Below are 17,697 nucleotides of genomic sequence, written 5' to 3'. Positions count from 1 at the left end.
GGAAGGACGGTCCCCGTGACGGAGGCAGCGGAGCTCCCCTCGGCGCCCGAGGAGGCCCGGGCGGTATTCGGTGAGCGCTTCTCGGACGCGGTCCGGTACGCGGAGTTGCTGGCCGACGCGGGAGTGCAGCGCGGCCTGATCGGCCCTCGCGAAGTGCCTCGGCTGTGGGAGCGGCATCTGCTGAACTGCGCGGTCCTCTCCGAGGTCGTGCCCGAGAACGTGGTGGTGTGCGATGTCGGCTCGGGGGCGGGGCTGCCGGGCATTCCGCTGGCTCTCGTCCGGCCGGACCTGAAGATCACGCTGCTTGAACCGCTGCTGCGGCGAACCACGTTCCTCACCGAAGTGGTCGAGCTGCTCGGACTCGACCACGTGACCGTCGTGCGGGGGCGGGCCGAGGAGGTCCTTGGCAAGCTGCCTCCCGTCCATGTGGTGACCGCGCGGGCCGTGGCGCCACTGGACCGGCTCGCGGCCTGGGGCGTGCCGCTCCTGCGTCCCTACGGGGAGATGCTGTTGCTCAAGGGCGACACGGCCGAGGAAGAGGTCAAGGCCGCGGGGGCAGCGCTGAGCAAGCTCGGTGCGGTGAACACCTCGGTGCTGCATGTCGGTGAGGGCGTGGTGGATCCGCTGTCCACGGTCGTGCGGGTCGAGGTCGGGGAGAGCCCCGGCGGTGTGCGCTTCGCGGCCAAGCGCGCGAAGGCTGCCCGTACGGGGCGGACGCGGCGTCGCCGCTGAGCGACCCGCCCTCTTCGGTGAGCGGTTTCAGCCCTCGTTGGTGAGCGGCCTCGACCCTCGTCGTTGATCCGTCCTGACGACGAGCCGTACTCCACAAAAGCTGCCAAACGTACGCATACCGGGGTGTCGCGCAAGCGGCACCCCGGCTGCCGTGCATCGTGTTTCACGTGAAACGTCGCTCACTGCTGCATGGCATCATCAGTCGCGGCCGCGCTGCGGAACCTCGCGAGCGTCGGCCACTCGGTTCCCTCGATAAGGGAACGGAGTTGTCCACAGAGGTGGATTCGTCCACAGAAGACCGGGCCTCGCTGGTTCACGACCCTCAAAGCATGGGAGGCTCTGTTCATTGCGAGCCTGAAGTCGAGGAGAGTGAATCCTTGCGGTCCGACGCCAACATCGCGGGACCGATGACCGATCCGGTCCCCGGTCCCCGTACCGAGTCGGCGGGGGAGGATGTTTCACGTGAAACACCGCCCCCGATGGACGACACCCCTATCGGTCGTGCTGCCCAACTGGCGGTGGAAGCCCTGGGCCGTGCAGGCGAGGGCCTGCCACGACCCGAGCAGACCCGAATCATGGTGGTTGCCAACCAGAAGGGTGGAGTGGGCAAGACGACGACAACCGTCAATCTCGCCGCTTCACTCGCTCTGCACGGCGCGCGTGTCCTGGTCATCGACCTCGACCCGCAGGGCAACGCCTCCACGGCTCTGGGCATCGACCACCACGCGGAAGTGCCGTCCATCTACGACGTGTTGATCGACAGCAAGCCGCTCTCCGAAGTCGTGCAGCCGGTCCCCGATGTCGAAGGACTCTTCTGTGCCCCGGCCACCATCGATCTCGCCGGTGCGGAGATCGAGCTGGTGTCGCTGGTGGCCCGGGAGAGCCGACTGCAGCGGGCGATCCAGGCGTACGAGCAGCCGCTGGACTACATCCTCATCGACTGCCCGCCGTCACTCGGGCTGCTTACGGTCAACGCCCTGGTTGCCGGCGCGGAGGTTCTGATCCCCATTCAGTGCGAGTACTACGCACTGGAGGGTCTCGGTCAGCTCCTGCGCAATGTCGACCTGGTGCGAGGGCACCTCAACCCTCATCTGCACGTCTCGACGATCCTGCTCACCATGTACGACGGCCGGACCCGGCTCGCCTCACAGGTGGCGGACGAGGTGCGCACCCACTTCGGCGAAGAGGTCCTGCGGACGAGCATTCCCCGCTCCGTCCGTATCTCCGAGGCGCCGAGCTACGGGCAGACCGTGCTGACCTACGATCCGGGATCGAGCGGTGCCCTCTCGTACTTCGAGGCGGCACGGGAGATCGCGCTCCGCGGCGTCGGCATTCGCTACGACGTACAGCACGCCCAGATGGGCGCTCAGAATGATCAGCACAGTATGACGGAGGGGATGCAGTGAGCGAGCGACGGAGAGGACTGGGTCGTGGCCTCGGCGCCCTGATCCCTGCGGCCCCGACGGAGAAGTCGGCCGCCCAAGCCATGGGCGGAGCTTCGGCCTCGCCCAGCGCTGTTCCGGTACTCACAGCCGAGCGAGGAGTGGCGGCCGCGAAGGTGGCGGCGCTCCCGCAGAGCCCCGTTTCACATGAAACGGAGCAGCCGCTGAACGGAGCGGTGGAGGCCGAGGAGAGTCCGGTCGGCGCGCACTTCGCCGAGCTACCTCTCGACTTCATCACGCCCAACCCGAGGCAGCCCCGTGAGGTCTTCGACGAGGACGCTCTCGCCGAGCTGGTGACCTCCATCAAGGAGGTCGGGCTTCTCCAGCCTGTCGTCGTACGGCAGGTAGGAGCCTCGCGGTACGAGCTCATCATGGGCGAGCGGCGCTGGCGGGCTTGCCGTGAGGCCGGACTCGAGCGCATCCCGTCGATCGTCCGCGCGACGGATGACGAGAAGCTCCTCCTGGACGCGCTCCTGGAGAACCTGCACCGTGCGCAGCTGAACCCGCTGGAAGAGGCTGCCGCCTACGACCAGCTGCTCAAGGACTTCAACTGCACGCACGACCAGCTGGCGGACCGGATCGGCCGTTCCCGCCCGCAGGTCTCGAACACGCTCCGGCTGCTGAAGCTGTCGCCGGCGGTTCAGCGCAGAGTCGCTGCCGGGGTGCTCTCCGCGGGCCACGCCCGTGCTCTGCTGTCCGTGGAGGACTCGGAGGAGCAGGACCGTCTGGCGCATCGGATCGTGGCCGAGGGGCTCTCGGTGCGGGCCGTCGAGGAGATCGTGACCCTCATGGGGTCGCGGCCGCAGAGCACTCCGCGGGCCAAGGGGCCGCGGGCGGGTGCTCGGGTGTCGCCGTCGCTGACCAGCCTCGCCACTCGTCTCTCCGACCGGTTCGAAACCCGGGTGAGGGTGGACCTGGGGCAGAAGAAGGGCAAGATCGTCGTCGACTTCGCCTCGCTGGAGGACCTGGAGCGCATCCTCGCGACGCTCGCCCCGGGTGAAGGGCCGGTCCTGAAGAACGGGCTTGCCGAGGACTCCGCCGAGGACGACACGTCCGAAGGCGAAGAGGCCTGAGCCTCAGCAATCAGTCCGCCGAGAGCGGGCCGTGTCCGGTCTGTGCCGGAACACGGCCCGCTCTTTGCTTTCCTACGGTATCGGTGCAATCGCATCGTGGATACGATGCGATTGGGTATGGCACATCCAGCTGACGGCACCTCATTGGGGAGGGGAGGGCCCATGCGATCGGTGAGCCGCACCGGACTGATGACTGCGGGCCTTGGGCTGGGAGCCGTCGGCGGATTCGTCGGCAGCCTGCTGAAGGAACGGAGCGCTCTGACTGCCGCCCGTGATGCGGCGGGCGAAGGAAGTGAGGAACAGCCTTCATGGGGCGTCGGCTCGTACCGCTCACGCTGGACAACCTTCCGGACCTTCCCCAGCGTTGCCGGACGTGTGTCTTCTGGGAGCTGGACCCGGTCAGCGGCCAGGCCGCGGTAAAGGCCGGTACGCCGGAGCTCGAGAAGGAGGCGTGGATCTCCGCCGTCCTGCTGGAGTGGGGCTCCTGCGGTCGAGTCGTCTACGTCGATGATGTTCCGGTGGGCTTCGTGCTGTACGCCCCGCCGGCGTACGTGCCTCGGGCCACCGCCTTCCCGACGAGCCCTGTGTCCCCCGATGCCGTGCAGCTGATGACCGCCTGGATCATGCCGGGCTATCAGGGCCAGGGGATCGGCCGGGTCATCGTCCAGACAGTCGCGAAGGACCTGCTGCGCCGGGGGTTCAAGGCGATCGAAGCCTTCGGGGATGCCCGATGGGAGAAGCCCGCCTGTGTGCTGCCCGCCGATCATCTGCTGGCGGTGGGCTTCAAGACGGTCCGTCCGCACCCCTCGTATCCACGGCTGAGGCTCGAGCTGCGTACGACGCTCTCCTGGAAGGAGGACGTCGAGTTGGCGCTCGACCGGCTGCTGGGGGCGGTGCAGAAGGAACCTGTGCTTCGGCCGCTCTGACTCACCCCGGGCCGCGCACTGCCTCACCCTCACCCCAGTCATGCGAATGGGCCAGCCCCGGAGGGCTGGCCCATTCGTGTTTCACGTGAAACAACGCGTCGCTTGTCGCGGCGCCGCTCGTTACTCGGCGATGAAGTCCGCGAGGTCGCGCTCCAGCGCGACCTTCGGCTTGGCGCCGACGATCGTCTTGGCCACCTCGCCGCCCTGGTACACGTTCAGGGTCGGGATGGACATGACGCCGTACTTGGCCGCGGTGCCCGGGTTCTCGTCGATGTTGAGCTTGACGATCTCGATCTTGTCGCCGTACTCGGCCGCGATCGCCTCGAGGGAGGGCGCGATCTGGCGGCACGGTCCGCACCATGCGGCCCAGAAGTCCACCAGGACGGGCTTGTCGTTCTTCAGGACGTCTTCCTCGAAGGAGGCGTCGGTCACGTTCTTCAGAGTGCCGGCCACGGCGGGCTCCTTAACTCGGTGGTGCGGTAGGGAGGATGGGATGTCAGACGGTGGCTGCGGCCGTCTCGCTGTCCACGAGGGCAGCGAGGAACCGCTCGGAGTCCAGGGCGGCGGAGCAGCCGGTACCGGCCGCAGTGATCGCCTGGCGGTACGTGTGGTCGACGACGTCACCGGCGGCGAAGACGCCGGGCACGTTCGTCCGGGTCGAGGGCGCGTCGACCGTCAGGTAGCCCTCGTCGTCCAACGTGAGCTGGCCCTTGAAGAGCTCTGTGCGCGGGTCGTGGCCGATGGCGATGAACAGGCCGGTCACGGGCAGCTCGGAGGTCTCGCCCGTCTTCAGGTTGCGCAGCGTCAGGCCGGAGAGCTTCTGCTCGCCCTTGATCTCGGCGACCTCGCTGTCCCAGACGAAGCTGATCTTCGGGTCGGCGAAGGCGCGCTCCTGCATCGCCTTGGAGGCACGCAGGCTGTCGCGGCGGTGCACGATCGTCACGGACTTGGCGAAGCGGGAGAGGAAGGTGGCCTCCTCCATCGCGGTGTCGCCGCCGCCGATCACGGCGATGTCCTGGTCCTTGAAGAAGAAGCCGTCACAGGTCGCGCACCAGGAAACGCCGCGGCCGGAGAGCGCGTCCTCGTTCGGCAGACCGAGCTTGCGGTGCTGGGAGCCCGTCGTCACGATGACGGTCTTCGCGCGGTGCACGGTGCCCGCCGTGTCCGTCACGGTCTTGATCTCGCCGCTGAGGTCGACGGCGATCACATCGTCCGGCACCAGCTCGGCGCCGAAGCGCTCGGCCTGGGCCCGCATGTTGTCCATGAGCTCGGGGCCCATGACGCCGTCCTGGAAGCCGGGGAAGTTCTCCACCTCGGTGGTGTTCATCAGCGCACCGCCCGCGGTGACGGCGCCCTCGAACACCAGGGGCTTCAGCGACGCTCGCGCGGTGTAGAGCGCCGCCGTGTAGCCGGCGGGCCCGGAGCCGATGATGATCACGTTACGGACGTCGGTCACGGCTTGATTCCTCGTCTCTGGAGACTGCTGCGTACTGCTGGCGGGTGCCTGTCTCAGGTCTCTCACCCCACCCAACGGATCCTACGGGGCATGCATTCCCGACGTGTCCGAGCGCACGGAAGCATGTCAGGGACGCCAGGATGCCACGCTGAGCCGGGTCTCCCGCCGCAGTGGTGAGAGGGTCAGGGCCGCGCGTAGGAGTTGGTCAGCAGTACCTTGCCCGCGGCCGTGGCCGACGACGCCTTGTCCACGCACGTCGCGTCGATGACGTAGGCGGAGACCTTCGTGGCGTCGGAGTCGTGGGACGCCACGACGAGGTAGGCGTCCTTCCCCTGATAGGTGCCCTCTTCGGCGGCGAGCGGTGTCCTGTCGCCGATGCCGAGCTGGACGCACTTCGGGACGGCGACCGTGGCCTCGCGCAGCTTCTGGTCCTTCGGGGACTCCGGGCTGGACCGCACGCCGAAGGACGGCTCGTCGCTGCCGGAGGAGTCGGGTCCCTTGGTGGGTGCCTTGGCGAGCAGGTCCGTCACCTTGCCCTTGAGCGTGCCTTCGGAGAAGGCGTGCGCGGAGTCGGTGTGGCCCGAAGCCGTGTCGCCCCTACCGCCCGAGTCGCTGCCCACGTTCTGTATCAACAAGGAACCGAGACCGATGGCGGCCGCTGTGAAGACGGCGCCGAGTACTACGTTGCGTCGACGGCCGCCCCTGAAGCGGCTTCTGCGTCCGGGCCCCGTGGAGGCGCGGGGGTGTCCTGCGGGCCGGTCAGCGGGCTCGGTGCGTTCCACGGAGGCGGGGCGTTCCACGGCGACGGACGTTGTTTCACGTGAAACACGCGCGGCGGCCGTCGGCTGTGGCGCTGGATCCGGATCGATCGACTCGACGGAGCCGGGCACGATCTCGACGGAGTCGGGTGCGATGGAGTCGGGTGCGATGGAGTCCAGCAGCGCTTCCGCCGCCAGTGCCGCGTCGATACGCCCGGCGACGTCGGCCGGCATCCGTGGCGGTCCCGGCAGCGTGCCGAGCATGCCGCGGATCTCCTCCAGGGAGTCGTAGACATCGGCACAGAGCGTGCAGTCATCAAGATGCCGCCGCACATCGGCGGTGCGGGACGGAGTGAGCAGCCCCTCCGTGAGGTCGGAGATCTCAGCGACTTCTGGGTGCCCGGCCGAGTCGGTCGTGGTTGTCACGCTCGCCCACCTCCGCCCTTCACAGCAGCTGAATCGCTTGGTCCCGCATCCCGTGGTCCCGCTGCAGGTGGGACGGATGTCCCCTGCGTCCGGTTCCTTTCCGGGTCCGACTTCTTGCCTTCGTCGTCGTCGCCGCTGTCTCCGCGCTGCTTACGGGGCTCCGTACGCAGGTGGGTGAGCAGCGGCAGCAGTCTGGCTCTTCCGCGTGCGCAGCGGCTCTTCACGGTGCCGGTGGGTACCTCGAGCACGCGGGCCGCCTCAGCCACCGGATAGCCCTGCATGTCCACGAGGACGAGGGCGGCGCGCTGGTCGTGCGGCAGGGTGCCGAGCGCCTCGACGAGCTCGCGGTGCAGATCACCGCGCTCGACGGGGGCCGCCGCCGACTCGTGCGGTTCGAGGAGCTGCTCGAGCCGGTCGGTGTCGTCGATGGGAGAGGTCTTGCGGGACGCCGCTTTGCGTGCCCGGTCGAGGCAGGCGTTCACGGTGATCCGGTGCAGCCACGTCGTGACGGCCGACTGTCCGCGGAAGGTGTGGGCGGCGCGGTAGGCGGAGACCAGAGCGTCCTGGACGGCGTCAGCGGCTTCCTCGCGGTCGCCCAGCGTGCGCAGGGCCACGGCCCACAGGCGGTCGCGATGGCGCCGGACGAGCTCGCCGAAGGCGTCCTTGTCCCCAGCCACGTGGCGGGCCAGGAGGTCCTGGTCGCTCATCTCGCCGTGCGTGGTGTCGTCCACCGTTCGAACCCCCTCCCCCGGTGAGCCTCGGCCTCAGCCTGTGAACTTCACATCCGTGATGGCCTGCTTGTACCCGGCGCTGCTGTACTCATCACGCGGTGACTGCGGTACATCGGTGAGCCAGACCAGTACGTACCGCGTCGAGACGGGCTTCTTCGCCTTGATCTTCGCGCTCTGACCCGTGGTCGTGACGGTGCCGATCTTCTTCATCGCGCTCGGAGGCGTCGACGAGGACATCGAGTCCGCGGCGTACAGCTCGACCGTGGTGTGGTCGCCGCCGTAGCGGAGGCCGAGCGACGCGGTCGACACGTCCTGCTCCTCGCCGAGGTCGTAGACGATACCGACGCCGGGCTTGTACGGGGCCAGCTTGGGGCCCTCTATGAAGCTCTTGGACCGCCAGTACGTCGAGTCGTCGCCGTCGTACGTGTTGGGGACGCCCTGAAGATCCTGCGGGCCACCCTTGAGGACGTACTCCGCGCCGTCCGTGATCTTGATCGGACGCGTGGGCTTCGGCTTGTTCTTGTCGCCCTCGTCGGAGGTGTCGGCGTTGCCGGGGTCGTCGGAGTTGCCCCGGTCCATCAGCGCGTCCGCGAGCTGCCAGCTGCCGAGCCCCAAGGCCGCGATGAGCAGTGCGGACACGGCCCACTTGAGGGCCTTGCCGGTGCGGCTCTGCAGCGGGGGCGGCGGGGTCGGAACCGGCTGGGTGACGCCAGGACGGGGCGCGGTACGGCCGTACGTGCCCTGCTGATAGGTCGTGCGCTGGTACTCGGGCGGTGCGGTGAACGCGGGCTCCGGCGGGCGGATGCGCGGCATCTCACCGATCGCCTTGACCAGCTCCTCCGGCGTCGTGCACGGCGGCTCCTGGCGGGAGGCTGTCGCACCCTCGTTCACGAGCGCGCGCATGGCGAGCTCGGAGAGGCCCCTGTGCACGCCTGCGCGCACCTGGTCGGGGGCGATCAGGCCGACGCCCTTGGGCAGCCCTGAGAGGCCGTACGCGTCGTCCTCGTACGGCCAGCGCTGGGTCAGCGAGGCGTACAGGAGCGCGCCGACCGCTTCGGTGTCCGTGCGCTGCGGGGTGTCGGAGTTGATGCCGCGCAGCGCCGCGTTCACGGCGAGGCCGCGGATGCGGTACTGACCGGAGGACGTCCGCAGCACCGCGCTCGGGGTCAGCCGCAGGTGGGCGAGGCCCTCGCGGTGGGCGGCCGCCATGGCCTGGGCGACCTGGGTGACGAGCTGGTACGCGTCGTGCGCCTCGAGAGGGCCCGCGGCGAGCAGCGCGGTCAGTTCCGTGGCGTCGGGCAGCCACTCGTGCACCACGTAGACGAGGTCGTTCTCCTCGACCGCGTCCAGGACGTGGACGAAGCGGGGGTCGCCGAGCAGTGCCGACGAGCGGGCCGCGGCCAGAACCGATCGTGCCCGCGGATGGTCGGCCGGCAGGAGATGCACGCCGACGGCCCGGCGGAGCTTCTCGTCCACCGCACGCCAGCTGCTGAAACCGTCCAGACGGGTGACGCACTCTTCGAGTCGATAGCGTCTGGCGAGCTTGTGACCGCTGTGCAGCTCGGGGGGTGATGCCGCCCCCGGGCTTGTGGGCTCCTCGGTCTCCGCTGTGCCTTCTTCTGCCGTTTCCCGCTCCCGGGTCTGGGCCACCCCGTCGGCCGTGGCCTCGTCCGCCTTCGCGGTCAGCGGCTCATCGCCGCTGTTGTCTGCCACGTCGACGGCAGCTGTGCTCCGTTCCGCCACCGTCGTTCCTGCCTCCCCATCCGTTGCGCTTCGTCAGACGCCAAAGCCAATTGTGCCCACAGTCCGGCGCTATGCACGACACGCGGTGGCCGGTGATGGTTGTGCGAACCCCTGTATCTCACCGTCCGAGACGGCCGCGGACCATCCCGACCATGGAATTGAGCTCCGCAATCCGCATCTTTCGGGCGGCCACGAAGAAGACGCCGCCGAGAATGATTCCACCGGCCACCAAGGCGATCAGGGAACCGCCGGCGCCGTCGCCCAGAGCCTTGAGGATCCCGTAGCCCACGGCGCCGCCGAGGATCGCTGCCGGGATGCACGCCATGGCGAGCCGGGCGTACGTACGCAGGACGTGGGTGCCGTCCAGATCGCCGCCGAGCCGGTTGCGCAGCCTGCGCCAGGCGACACCGACGCCGACCGCGTAGGCGAGGCCGTACGAGGCGGCCATGCCGACCACAGCCCACTGGGCGGGCAGGAGGACGTAGGCCAGGGCGCTCGCCGCCGCGTTGACGGCGGCCACGATGACCGTGTTGTAGAAGGGCGTCCGGGTGTCCTCGTAGGCGTAGAAGCCGCGCAGGATGACGTACTGCACCGAGTACGGGATCAGCCCCAGGCCGAACGCCATCAGGACGAAGCCCATGGACTGGGCGGCCTGGCTGCCGCTGGAGGCGAACAGCAGGGTGCACATCGGGACGCCGAGGGCGACGAACGCGAAGGCGACCGGGACGATCGCCACCGCGGAGGTGCGCAGGCCCTGTGAGATGTCGTCGCGGACCGCGCCGGGGTCGTTGTCGTGGGCCGCCCGCGAGATGCGGGGCAGCATGGCCGCCATGACGGAGACGGTGATGATGGCCTGTGGCATGCCCCAGATCAGCTGGGCGTTGGAGTAGGCCATGATGCCCGTGCCGTCCTTGCCGGAGGCCTTGCCCGCGGCGGTGGCCAGCTGGGTGACGACGAGCACGCCGGCCTGGTTGGCGAGGACGAAGAGCACCGTCCACTTGGCGAGCTTGACCGCCTTGCCGAGGCCGTGGCCCTTCCAGTCGAAGCGGGGCCGGAACCGGAAGCCCGTCTCGCGCAGATACGGGATCATCGCCAGGGCCTGGACAATCAGACCGAGCAGGGTGCCGATGCCCAGGAGACGGACACCGTCCGCCGGGATGTTCTCGACCCGCATGCCCGAGTCACCGGACGTTCCGTAGACCCAGATGAACAGGCCGAACGTGAAGATCATGACGATGTTGTTGAGGACCGGGGTCCACATCATCGCGCCGAACTTTCCGCGGGCGTTGAGGATCTGGCCCATCACCACGTGCACGCCCATGAAGAAGATGGTGGGCAGGCAGTAGCGGGCGAAGGTGACCGCGACGTTGTTGGCCGGCGGGTTGTTCGCGATGGGGGTCGACATCAGCTTGACCAGCAGCGGCGCCGCGAAGACGGCCAGGGCCACGATGAGGCCGAGCGCGACCATGACGAGGGTCAGCAGGCGGTTGGCGTAGGCCTCGCCGCCGTCCTTGTCGTCCTTCATGGCGCGCACCAGCTGCGGCACGAAGACCGAGTTGAGGCCACCACCGACGGTCAGAATGTAGATCATCGTCGGGAGCGTGTACGCGACGGTCCAGGCGTCACCGAGTGTCGCGGCGCCGAGGGCCGCAGTGATCACCATGGTGCGTACGAAGCCGGTGAGCCGGGAGACCATCGTGCCCGCGGCCATCACCGCGCTCGACTTCAGCAGGCTCGCCGCGCGTCCGCCGCCGCCCGACTTCGGGGCCGGGGCGGGGGCCGGGGGAGCCGCCGGGGCAGGCACCATCGGAGGCTCGGGGGGCTGGTAGCCGCCTGGCTGCTGGTAGCCGTTGCCCTGGGGGTAGCCGTTGCTCTGGGGGTAGCCGTCCTGCTGGTAGCCGCCGGGCTGCTCGCGGTAGCCGCCCGGCTGCTGGTCCCGGAAGAGGTGAGCGAAGGCGTCCGGCTCGTGGCGCTCCTCGCCGGAATGCGTGACCAGGTCGTCGACGCCCACGAACTGCGTCGTACGGGCGTCGTCGCCGTACGGGAGGTGCCGGGTCGGGCCTTCGGGTTCGGGGGCCGGGGTCTGCGCCCACACGCGGGGGTCCGGGGCGTGCTGGGGGGAGGGCGGCTGAGCGTAGAGCGGCTGAGGGTCCTGGTAGTAGCCGGGCGGCGGCGGGGGGTGCGCGGCGCGGTCGTAGAGCGCCTCGGTCACCGGGTCCTGGGCGGCGAGGTCCTGTGCGCGGTAGGGGTCCTGGTCGTAGGCGTCCTGGAGGTACACATCCGGGGCAGGCTCGGGTGGCACCTGCCCGTCCTCGGGGGGACCGGAACCGCCCGCGCCCTGGCCACGGTCACCGTCGTACGGCGCGTTCATGGATTACCCCACCTCATCGTCCCCGGGCCCACCGGCCACGACATCGCTCAACGGTCCACTCTCTCACCCGTGTCCGACGGGTCGGTGCTTTCCGGAGCGGTGTCCGGTGTCGGGTCACTCGGCTGCTCGGGGTCGTCCTCCCCCGACTCCGGGCCGGACTCGCCGTCGGGTCCGTCGTCCGGGCCCTCCTCGGCCTGCTGCCGGGCGGCCCGCTTGCGCTGCGTGTACATGCGGAACCCGGCGAGCACGAGGAGCAGCACGCCGCCCGCGATGACCAGCATCACCGTGAGGGTGATCTCGGTGACGTTCACGTCGAACTTGACCCGTTCGCCGTACGGCTGGCCGTCCTCGGTGTAGAGCTGGGCGTAGACCGGGACCGGGCCGTTGGCGTTGGCCGTGGTGGTGAACTTCACCGACTGGGCGTGGCCGCCCGCGACCTTGACCGCCTGTTCCGAGTAGGCCTTGCCACCGATCTTCAGGCGTGTGGGGTTCTCCGACGTCAGGCGCAGAACCATGTGGTCGACGCCCTGGACCAGGTTGTTCTGCACCGTCACCGGGATCGTCGCGCTGCGCCCCGAGAGCTTCGCGTCGGACTTCTTGATCAGCGCCACTTGCTCGATGAGCGTGGTCAGGTAGTTCTCCACGCCCTGGCGGAATGTCGCCGCCTCGGCTGCCCTGCCCCGCCAGGACGTCGACATCTCGCGGTCTATGGCCCGCCCGAAGGGCGTGATGACGCGGTCGGGCTCGCTGAGGATCGTCTGGAAGCGGTTGAGCTTGCTCTGGGTGTTCTGAATGGACTTGAAGGCCGACTGCGGCAGCTCCTGCTTGCGCAGCGATGCCGGATAGGACTTGGCCGACGGCACCTGGGTCGTGGCCGACGGGTCCGGCTTCGCCTTCGCCGCCGTCGACAGGCCCTGCGGCTCCGACCAGCGCTCGTCGGAGAGGGCGGTCAGCGCCTTCGCCATCGACTGGGCCTGGCTGGCGGACGGCATGCGCTGCGGGGCGACGACGATGCTGCGCTGCTTGTCCGGGTCCTGCAGCGTGACCATCAGGCTCTGGGCGAGGAACTCCTGCACGGCGAGCGTGGAGCTCTCGGCCCCTGTCATGTCGCCCTGGAAGGCCGTGGAGAGGCGTGCGTCGGCCACCACGGCCGTCGTGCCGCCGCCGATGGGCCGGGCGGCGTTGGGCGTGTACGGCAGCGCGTCGCCCTCACGCAGGCTGTCGCTACGGGCGATCACCGAGTGGGCGCCCGCCGAGGTGGAGACATCGACGATCGACGGATCGAGGGCGCCGTCCACGGGCCACGCGAAGTCCGACTGCGGCTTGACGTGGAGGATGACCTCCACGGCCTCCGCACCCACATCGGTGGCGTCCTTGAGCTGGCCCAGGTAGCCGGTGACGGCCTTGCCGTTGTGGGCGAGCGAGGCCAGGTCGGGGTCGGCGAAGGGCAGCGCGACGACCTTCTTGTCCTTCACGGTCTGCTCGAGCTTGTTGAGCCACTCCTTGGCGACCGCCTGGTTCTTGCCCGCCGTGGTGCTCTTCCCGTCGGCGGTCTGTACTCGGTAGTTCCGCGTCATCGCGTCGACCGAGGCCAGCAGGTCGGGATCGATGACCCAGGTGACATCGAGCTGGCGGCCCAGGGACAGCATCTGCTCCAGGCGGCCGCCCGGGGCGAGCTCCTTGGCCAGGTCGTCGTCCGTGAAGACGGGCGTCTGCTGCTCGTCCGAGCCGGTCTCCGCCGTGAGGTGCGCGGTGGAGATGAGCGGCCACAGATAGGTCGTCTTGGTCTTCGTGCCGGCGGCGCTTGGCTGCCAGGGCAGGAAGGTCCGCTCGAAGCCGAGCACCTGGGACCACGGCTGGGCGGCGGTCCGGCCCGTGAGGGAGACGCCGAGCTGGTAGACGCCGTCGGCGCCGAGGTCCAGGGCCTTGACCGGGACGGAGATGCTGAAGTCCTGGCGGGCGCCGGGGGCGAGCTTGGAGAACTTCTTGACGTACTTGCCGCCGACCTCAGTGCCGTCGGCTCCCGGCTGGTAGCCGGTGCGCTTGGCGGCGGAGTCGATCTGGCTCCGGCCGTTCAGGGTCGGCCCCAGGCGCAGCCCGGCCTCGGCCCCTGTCACCGCCTGCTTGCCCTCGTTGGTGACCGTGCCGGAAACGGTGAGCGTGTCTCCGTCCGACGGGGCGGTCGGTGTGAGCTTGTTGAGCGAGACGTCGACGGTGTTCGAACCGGTGGCGTCCGCCGGCGCGCTCGGCGTCGCGGCGTGCGCGGTCGGCTCCGCCGACACCTGCAGCATGCCGGCCAGCAATGGGGCGCCGGCCAGCAACGCTGCCGTACGCCGCAGCCACCGGCGGGCAGGTGAGGGACTGGTCCCCGGGAAGTCTGCCGCCTCGGCCACGCGTTGCCCGTCCTCGTCGTCGTCAGTGGTCGTCGGTTGTGCGTCCACGCATGGTAACGAGGTGCGCTGTGGCGAAGTGCCGCGGACTGCTCCACATGATCGGAAGACCTGGCCGGGGAGGGGCGCGCGGCCTCGGAGGCCCCGCCGAAAACGGGGCGGCTGGGGGCGTCCGGGGCACGTACCCTTTTCTGTTGTGCCGAACGCCAATGAAGAAAATCCCAGCGCACTGAGCCAGGTGCAGCGCCGCGCGGTCAGTGAACTGCTGCGTGTGTCCCCTGTCGCGGACGACCTTGCCCGCCGATTCCAGGAGGCCGGGTTCTCCCTTGCCCTGGTCGGCGGGTCGGTCAGAGACGCGCTCCTTGGCCGGCTCGGCAATGACCTGGACTTCACGACCGATGCCCGCCCCGAGGACGTACTGAAGATCGTCAGGCCGTGGGCGGACTCGGTGTGGGAGGTCGGGATCGCCTTCGGCACGGTGGGCAGCCAGAAGAATGGCTACCAGATCGAGGTCACGACGTACCGCTCCGAGGCGTACGACAGGACCTCGCGCAAGCCCGAGGTGTCGTACGGCGACTCCATCGAGGAAGACCTCGTACGCCGTGACTTCACCGTCAACGCGATGGCCGTCGCTCTCCCGGAGAAGGAGTTCGTCGACCCGCACGGAGGGCTCGATGACCTGGCGGAGCGGGTCCTGCGTACTCCTGGCACCCCGGAGGACTCCTTCTCCGACGACCCGCTGCGGATGATGCGGGCCGCGCGGTTCGCCGCGCAGCTCGACTTCGAGGTGGCTCCAGAGGTCGTCGCCGCCATGAAGGCGATGGCCGAGCGCATCGACATCGTCTCCGCGGAGCGTGTCCGTGACGAACTGAACAAGCTGATCCTCTCGCCGTACCCGGCGAAGGGACTGGCTCTACTTGTCGACACAGGCATCGCCGAGCGCGTACTGCCCGAGCTCCCGGCGCTGCGTCTGGAGAGTGACGAGCACCACCGCCACAAGGACGTCTACGACCACTCGCTGATCGTCCTTGAGCAGGCGATGGCGCTGGAGGAGGACGGCCCGGACCTGACGCTGCGGCTCGCGGCATTGCTGCATGACATCGGGAAGCCGCGGACGCGGCGCTTCGAGGACGACGGCCGGGTCTCCTTCCACCACCACGAGGTGGTGGGCGCCAAGATGACCAAGAAGCGGATGACGGAGCTCAAGTACTCGAACGAGCTCGTGAAGGACGTCTCGCGCCTGGTCGAGCTGCACCTGCGTTTCCACGGCTACGGGACGGGTGAGTGGACGGACTCGGCCGTACGCCGCTACGTACGCGACGCGGGCCCTCTCCTCAGCCGGCTGCACAAGCTGACCCGGTCCGACTGCACGACGCGCAACAAGCGCAAGGCCAATGCGCTGTCGCGGGCGTACGACGGCCTGGAGGAGCGCATCGCGCGGCTCCAGGAGCAGGAGGAGCTGGACTCGATCCGCCCCGACCTGGACGGCAACGAGATCATGGAGATTCTGGATGTGCGGCCGGGCCCGGTGATCGGTCAGGCCTACAAATTCCTGTTGGAGCTGCGCCTTGAGAACGGGCCGATGGAGCGGGACGCGGCGATCGCGGCGCTCAAGGAGTGGTGGGCCGCACAGGAGTGAGATGAGGCGCGGTGCGATGTTTCACGTGAAACATCGCACCGGATCCGGACATGCGAAGGGGGCACTGTTTCACGTGAAACAGTGCCCCCTTTCGCGTATGCCGTTACTTGTTCTTCAGGCAGAGCACCACGTCGTGGCCGCTACCGGTCTGGTAGTAGGAGACCTCGGTCCCCTTGACCGCATCGCACTTGCTGACGCTGCTCGTGTCGTCGAACTTCTCGATGACCTCGAACTCGGCGTCGCTCGAGGAGCAGTCGGTGTTCTTGAGGTCCGGCGCGGACTGCGTGCCCTTGTTATGCAGGCAGTCACCGACGGCGGTCGTCTCGGCGTCGCTCTGGCCGAAGTACCACTTACCGGCGGCGATAAGGATGGCGACGACTATGAAGCCACCGATGCGCAGCATGAGCTTCTTGCCGCGGCCACCACTCGGCGCGGCCGGAGGAGGAACCGGCGCCCCCTGGTTGTACGGCGGGTAAGGCTGCTGCGGCACGGTGGGCTGGCCGGGCTGGCCCGGCTGCCCGGGGTGCGGCTGCACGCCCTGGCCGTACGGATTCTGGCCCTGGGGCGGAGTAGTCACTTGGGGATCCCCCTCGAACGGAAGCGCGATGGCGCGGATACGACGTCCGTAAGTTATAGGGGTGCGGTGACATCTCTGAAGTCCAGAGGTGCTCTGTGTCACTGATGTGACACTTACTGCACGTCAAACCTGGCCATAGCGGCAGCAATTGCTGCGTAGATAACGGCCACCGTGACCACCAGCGGAACCGATCGCCCGTCAGGCGGCAGCATCAGCGCGGCTACTCCCGCCGCGCCGACGAAGGCGACGTTGAACAGGACGTCGTAGACCGAGAAGATCCGGCCACGGAAACTGTCGTCCACCGCCGACTGCACCACCGTGTCCGTGGCGATCTTCGCGCCCTGTGTCGTCAGGCCGAGCAGGAACGCGGCGACGAGCAGCGGGGCGGGGGTGAAGGGGAGGGCGAGCGCCGGTTCCAGGATTGCCGCGGCGCCCGCGCAGGTGACGATCCAGCCGCCGGCCGTCAGCCGGTTCACCGCCCAGGGAGTCACCACGGCCGCCGCGAAGAAGCCCGCCCCGGAGACGCCCACGGCGAGGCCGAGCAGGGCGAGCCCGTCGGACTCCGAGGACGACCAGGCGTACCGGCAGAGCATCAGGACCATGACCGTCAGGGCGCCGTAGCAGAACCGCATGAGTGTCATCGCGAGGAGCGCGCGGGCGGCCGGGCGCCGCTGCGACAGATGCCGCACCCCGGCCGCCAGGTCCCGCGCCGTACCGGAGAGTGCCGCGCCGAGCCGCGGCCGCACCAGCTCAGGGTCCGGGCCGAGGAGGTCACGCGCCATCCGCAGTGAGGCGAGCGCCGCGCAGAGGTACAGGGCGGCCCCGAGCAGGACGACCGCCGCGTCCGAGTCGGAGCCCACCAGGCGCACGGTGAACGCGAGACCGCCGCCCACGGTGGCGGCCAGTGTCCCCGCGGTCGGTGAGAGGGAGTTGGCCATCACCAGGCGCTCGTCGTCGACCACGCGCGGCAGCGCCGCCGAGAGCCCGGCGAGGACGAAACGGTTGACGGCGGTGACGCAGAGCGCGGAGGCGTAGAAGAGCCAGTCCGGCACGCCGCTCAGCATCAGCACCGCGGTCACCGAGGCGAGAGCGGTCCGCAGCAGGTTGCCGTACAGAAAGACCTGACGGCGTGGCCAGCGGTCGAGGAGCACGCCGGCGAAGGGGCCGATCAGTGAGTATGGAAGGAGCAGCACCGCCATCGCGGAGGCGATCGCCGCCGGCGAGGTCTGCTTCTCCGGCGAGAAGACGACGTACGTCGCGAGGGCCACCTGATAGACGCCGTCCGCGCCCTGGGAGATCAGCCGCACGGCGAGCAGGCGCCGGAAGTCCCGCAGGCGCAGCAGTATGCGCAGGTCACCGACGACAGCCATGGGGCACAGCCTCACATACGAGGAGGGTCCCCGGGCGGATTGCCCGAGGACCCTCAACAGCTG

14 protein-coding genes are annotated in these 17,697 nt (G+C 69.1%); 5 read left to right on the top strand and 9 right to left on the bottom strand.

Annotation, left to right across the window (positions count from 1 at the left end):
• Nucleotides 1-15 precede the first annotated feature (15 nt).
• From rsmG to E5671_RS24590, 4 genes are all read left to right on the top strand, one after another.
• A complete protein-coding gene (gene rsmG, locus E5671_RS24605; protein ID WP_160506109.1) occupies nucleotides 16-732 on the top strand; it encodes a 16S rRNA (guanine(527)-N(7))-methyltransferase RsmG in 717 nt (238 codons plus the stop codon).
• Nucleotides 733-1,061: 329 nt separating this feature from the next.
• A complete protein-coding gene (locus E5671_RS24600) occupies nucleotides 1,062-2,138 on the top strand; it encodes a ParA family protein (protein WP_160506108.1) in 1,077 nt (358 codons plus the stop codon).
• Nucleotides 2,135-3,247: a ParB/RepB/Spo0J family partition protein gene (locus tag E5671_RS24595; protein ID WP_160506107.1), complete on the top strand. Its 1,113-nt coding sequence runs from the start codon at nucleotides 2,135-2,137 to the stop codon at nucleotides 3,245-3,247. The genes E5671_RS24600 and E5671_RS24595 overlap by 4 nt, the downstream gene beginning before the upstream one ends.
• 308 nt (nucleotides 3,248-3,555) lie before the next feature.
• Nucleotides 3,556-4,173, top strand: a complete 618-nt coding sequence (locus tag E5671_RS24590; protein WP_160506106.1) for a GNAT family N-acetyltransferase — start codon at nucleotides 3,556-3,558, stop codon at nucleotides 4,171-4,173.
• Nucleotides 4,174-4,293: 120 nt separating this feature from the next.
• Here the strand turns inward: E5671_RS24590 and trxA are convergent, their stop codons facing one another.
• From trxA to E5671_RS24555, 7 genes are all read right to left on the bottom strand, one after another.
• Entirely contained in the window at nucleotides 4,294-4,626 is a 333-nt protein-coding gene (gene trxA, locus E5671_RS24585; protein WP_160506105.1) for a thioredoxin, read from the bottom strand.
• A gap of 43 nt (nucleotides 4,627-4,669) precedes the next feature.
• Nucleotides 4,670-5,629, bottom strand: a complete 960-nt coding sequence (gene trxB / locus E5671_RS24580) for a thioredoxin-disulfide reductase (protein ID WP_160506104.1) — start codon at nucleotides 5,627-5,629, stop codon at nucleotides 4,670-4,672.
• Between the two features lie 182 nt (nucleotides 5,630-5,811).
• A complete protein-coding gene (locus E5671_RS24575; protein WP_160506103.1) occupies nucleotides 5,812-6,813 on the bottom strand; it encodes a hypothetical protein in 1,002 nt (333 codons plus the stop codon).
• Complete coding sequence (sigM, locus tag E5671_RS24570) at nucleotides 6,810-7,520, bottom strand: RNA polymerase sigma factor SigM (protein ID WP_202122242.1); 711 nt, start codon at nucleotides 7,518-7,520, stop codon at nucleotides 6,810-6,812. The genes E5671_RS24575 and sigM overlap by 4 nt, the downstream gene beginning before the upstream one ends.
• A 57-nt stretch (nucleotides 7,521-7,577) precedes the next feature.
• Entirely contained in the window at nucleotides 7,578-9,287 is a 1,710-nt protein-coding gene (locus E5671_RS24565) for a protein kinase family protein (RefSeq protein WP_160506101.1), read from the bottom strand.
• Nucleotides 9,288-9,405: 118 nt separating this feature from the next.
• Nucleotides 9,406-11,658, bottom strand: a complete 2,253-nt coding sequence (gene murJ, locus E5671_RS24560; RefSeq protein WP_160506100.1) for a murein biosynthesis integral membrane protein MurJ — start codon at nucleotides 11,656-11,658, stop codon at nucleotides 9,406-9,408.
• A 47-nt stretch (nucleotides 11,659-11,705) separates the two neighbouring features.
• Nucleotides 11,706-14,051: a DUF6049 family protein gene (locus E5671_RS24555; protein ID WP_160510389.1), complete on the bottom strand. Its 2,346-nt coding sequence runs from the start codon at nucleotides 14,049-14,051 to the stop codon at nucleotides 11,706-11,708.
• A 193-nt stretch (nucleotides 14,052-14,244) separates the two neighbouring features.
• On the opposite strand from E5671_RS24555, the gene E5671_RS24550 reads away from it, so the two are divergent.
• Entirely contained in the window at nucleotides 14,245-15,687 is a 1,443-nt protein-coding gene (locus tag E5671_RS24550) for a CCA tRNA nucleotidyltransferase (protein WP_160506099.1), read from the top strand.
• A gap of 103 nt (nucleotides 15,688-15,790) precedes the next feature.
• Here the strand turns inward: E5671_RS24550 and E5671_RS24545 are convergent, their stop codons facing one another.
• Nucleotides 15,791-16,264 carry an LppU/SCO3897 family protein gene (locus tag E5671_RS24545; protein ID WP_160506098.1) on the bottom strand — a complete coding sequence of 158 codons (474 nt, stop codon included), beginning with the start codon at nucleotides 16,262-16,264 and terminating at the stop codon, nucleotides 15,791-15,793.
• Nucleotides 16,265-16,377: 113 nt separating this feature from the next.
• A complete protein-coding gene (locus E5671_RS24540; protein ID WP_160506097.1) occupies nucleotides 16,378-17,634 on the bottom strand; it encodes an MFS transporter in 1,257 nt (418 codons plus the stop codon).
• Nucleotides 17,635-17,697 lie beyond the last annotated feature (63 nt).

This window comes from Streptomyces sp. BA2 (assembly GCF_009769735.1).
Classification (GTDB): domain Bacteria; phylum Actinomycetota; class Actinomycetes; order Streptomycetales; family Streptomycetaceae; genus Streptomyces.
Note: the sequence above shows the minus strand (reverse complement) of the source record. Positions and strands in the feature narration are given on the sequence as shown.

Excerpts from the sequence above, each read along its gene's own strand:
- E5671_RS24600 (WP_160506108.1), top strand. The coding sequence starts at position 1,062 with ATGGGAGGCTCTGTTCATTGCGAGCCTGAAGTCGAGGAGAGTGAATCC.
- E5671_RS24590 (WP_160506106.1), top strand. The coding sequence starts at position 3,556 with ATGGGGCGTCGGCTCGTACCGCTCACGCTGGACAACCTTCCGGACCTT.
- sigM (WP_202122242.1), bottom strand. The coding sequence starts at position 7,520 with ATGAGCGACCAGGACCTCCTGGCCCGCCACGTGGCTGGGGACAAGGAC.
- murJ (WP_160506100.1), bottom strand. The coding sequence starts at position 11,658 with ATGAACGCGCCGTACGACGGTGACCGTGGCCAGGGCGCGGGCGGTTCC.
- E5671_RS24540 (WP_160506097.1), bottom strand. The coding sequence starts at position 17,634 with ATGGCTGTCGTCGGTGACCTGCGCATACTGCTGCGCCTGCGGGACTTC.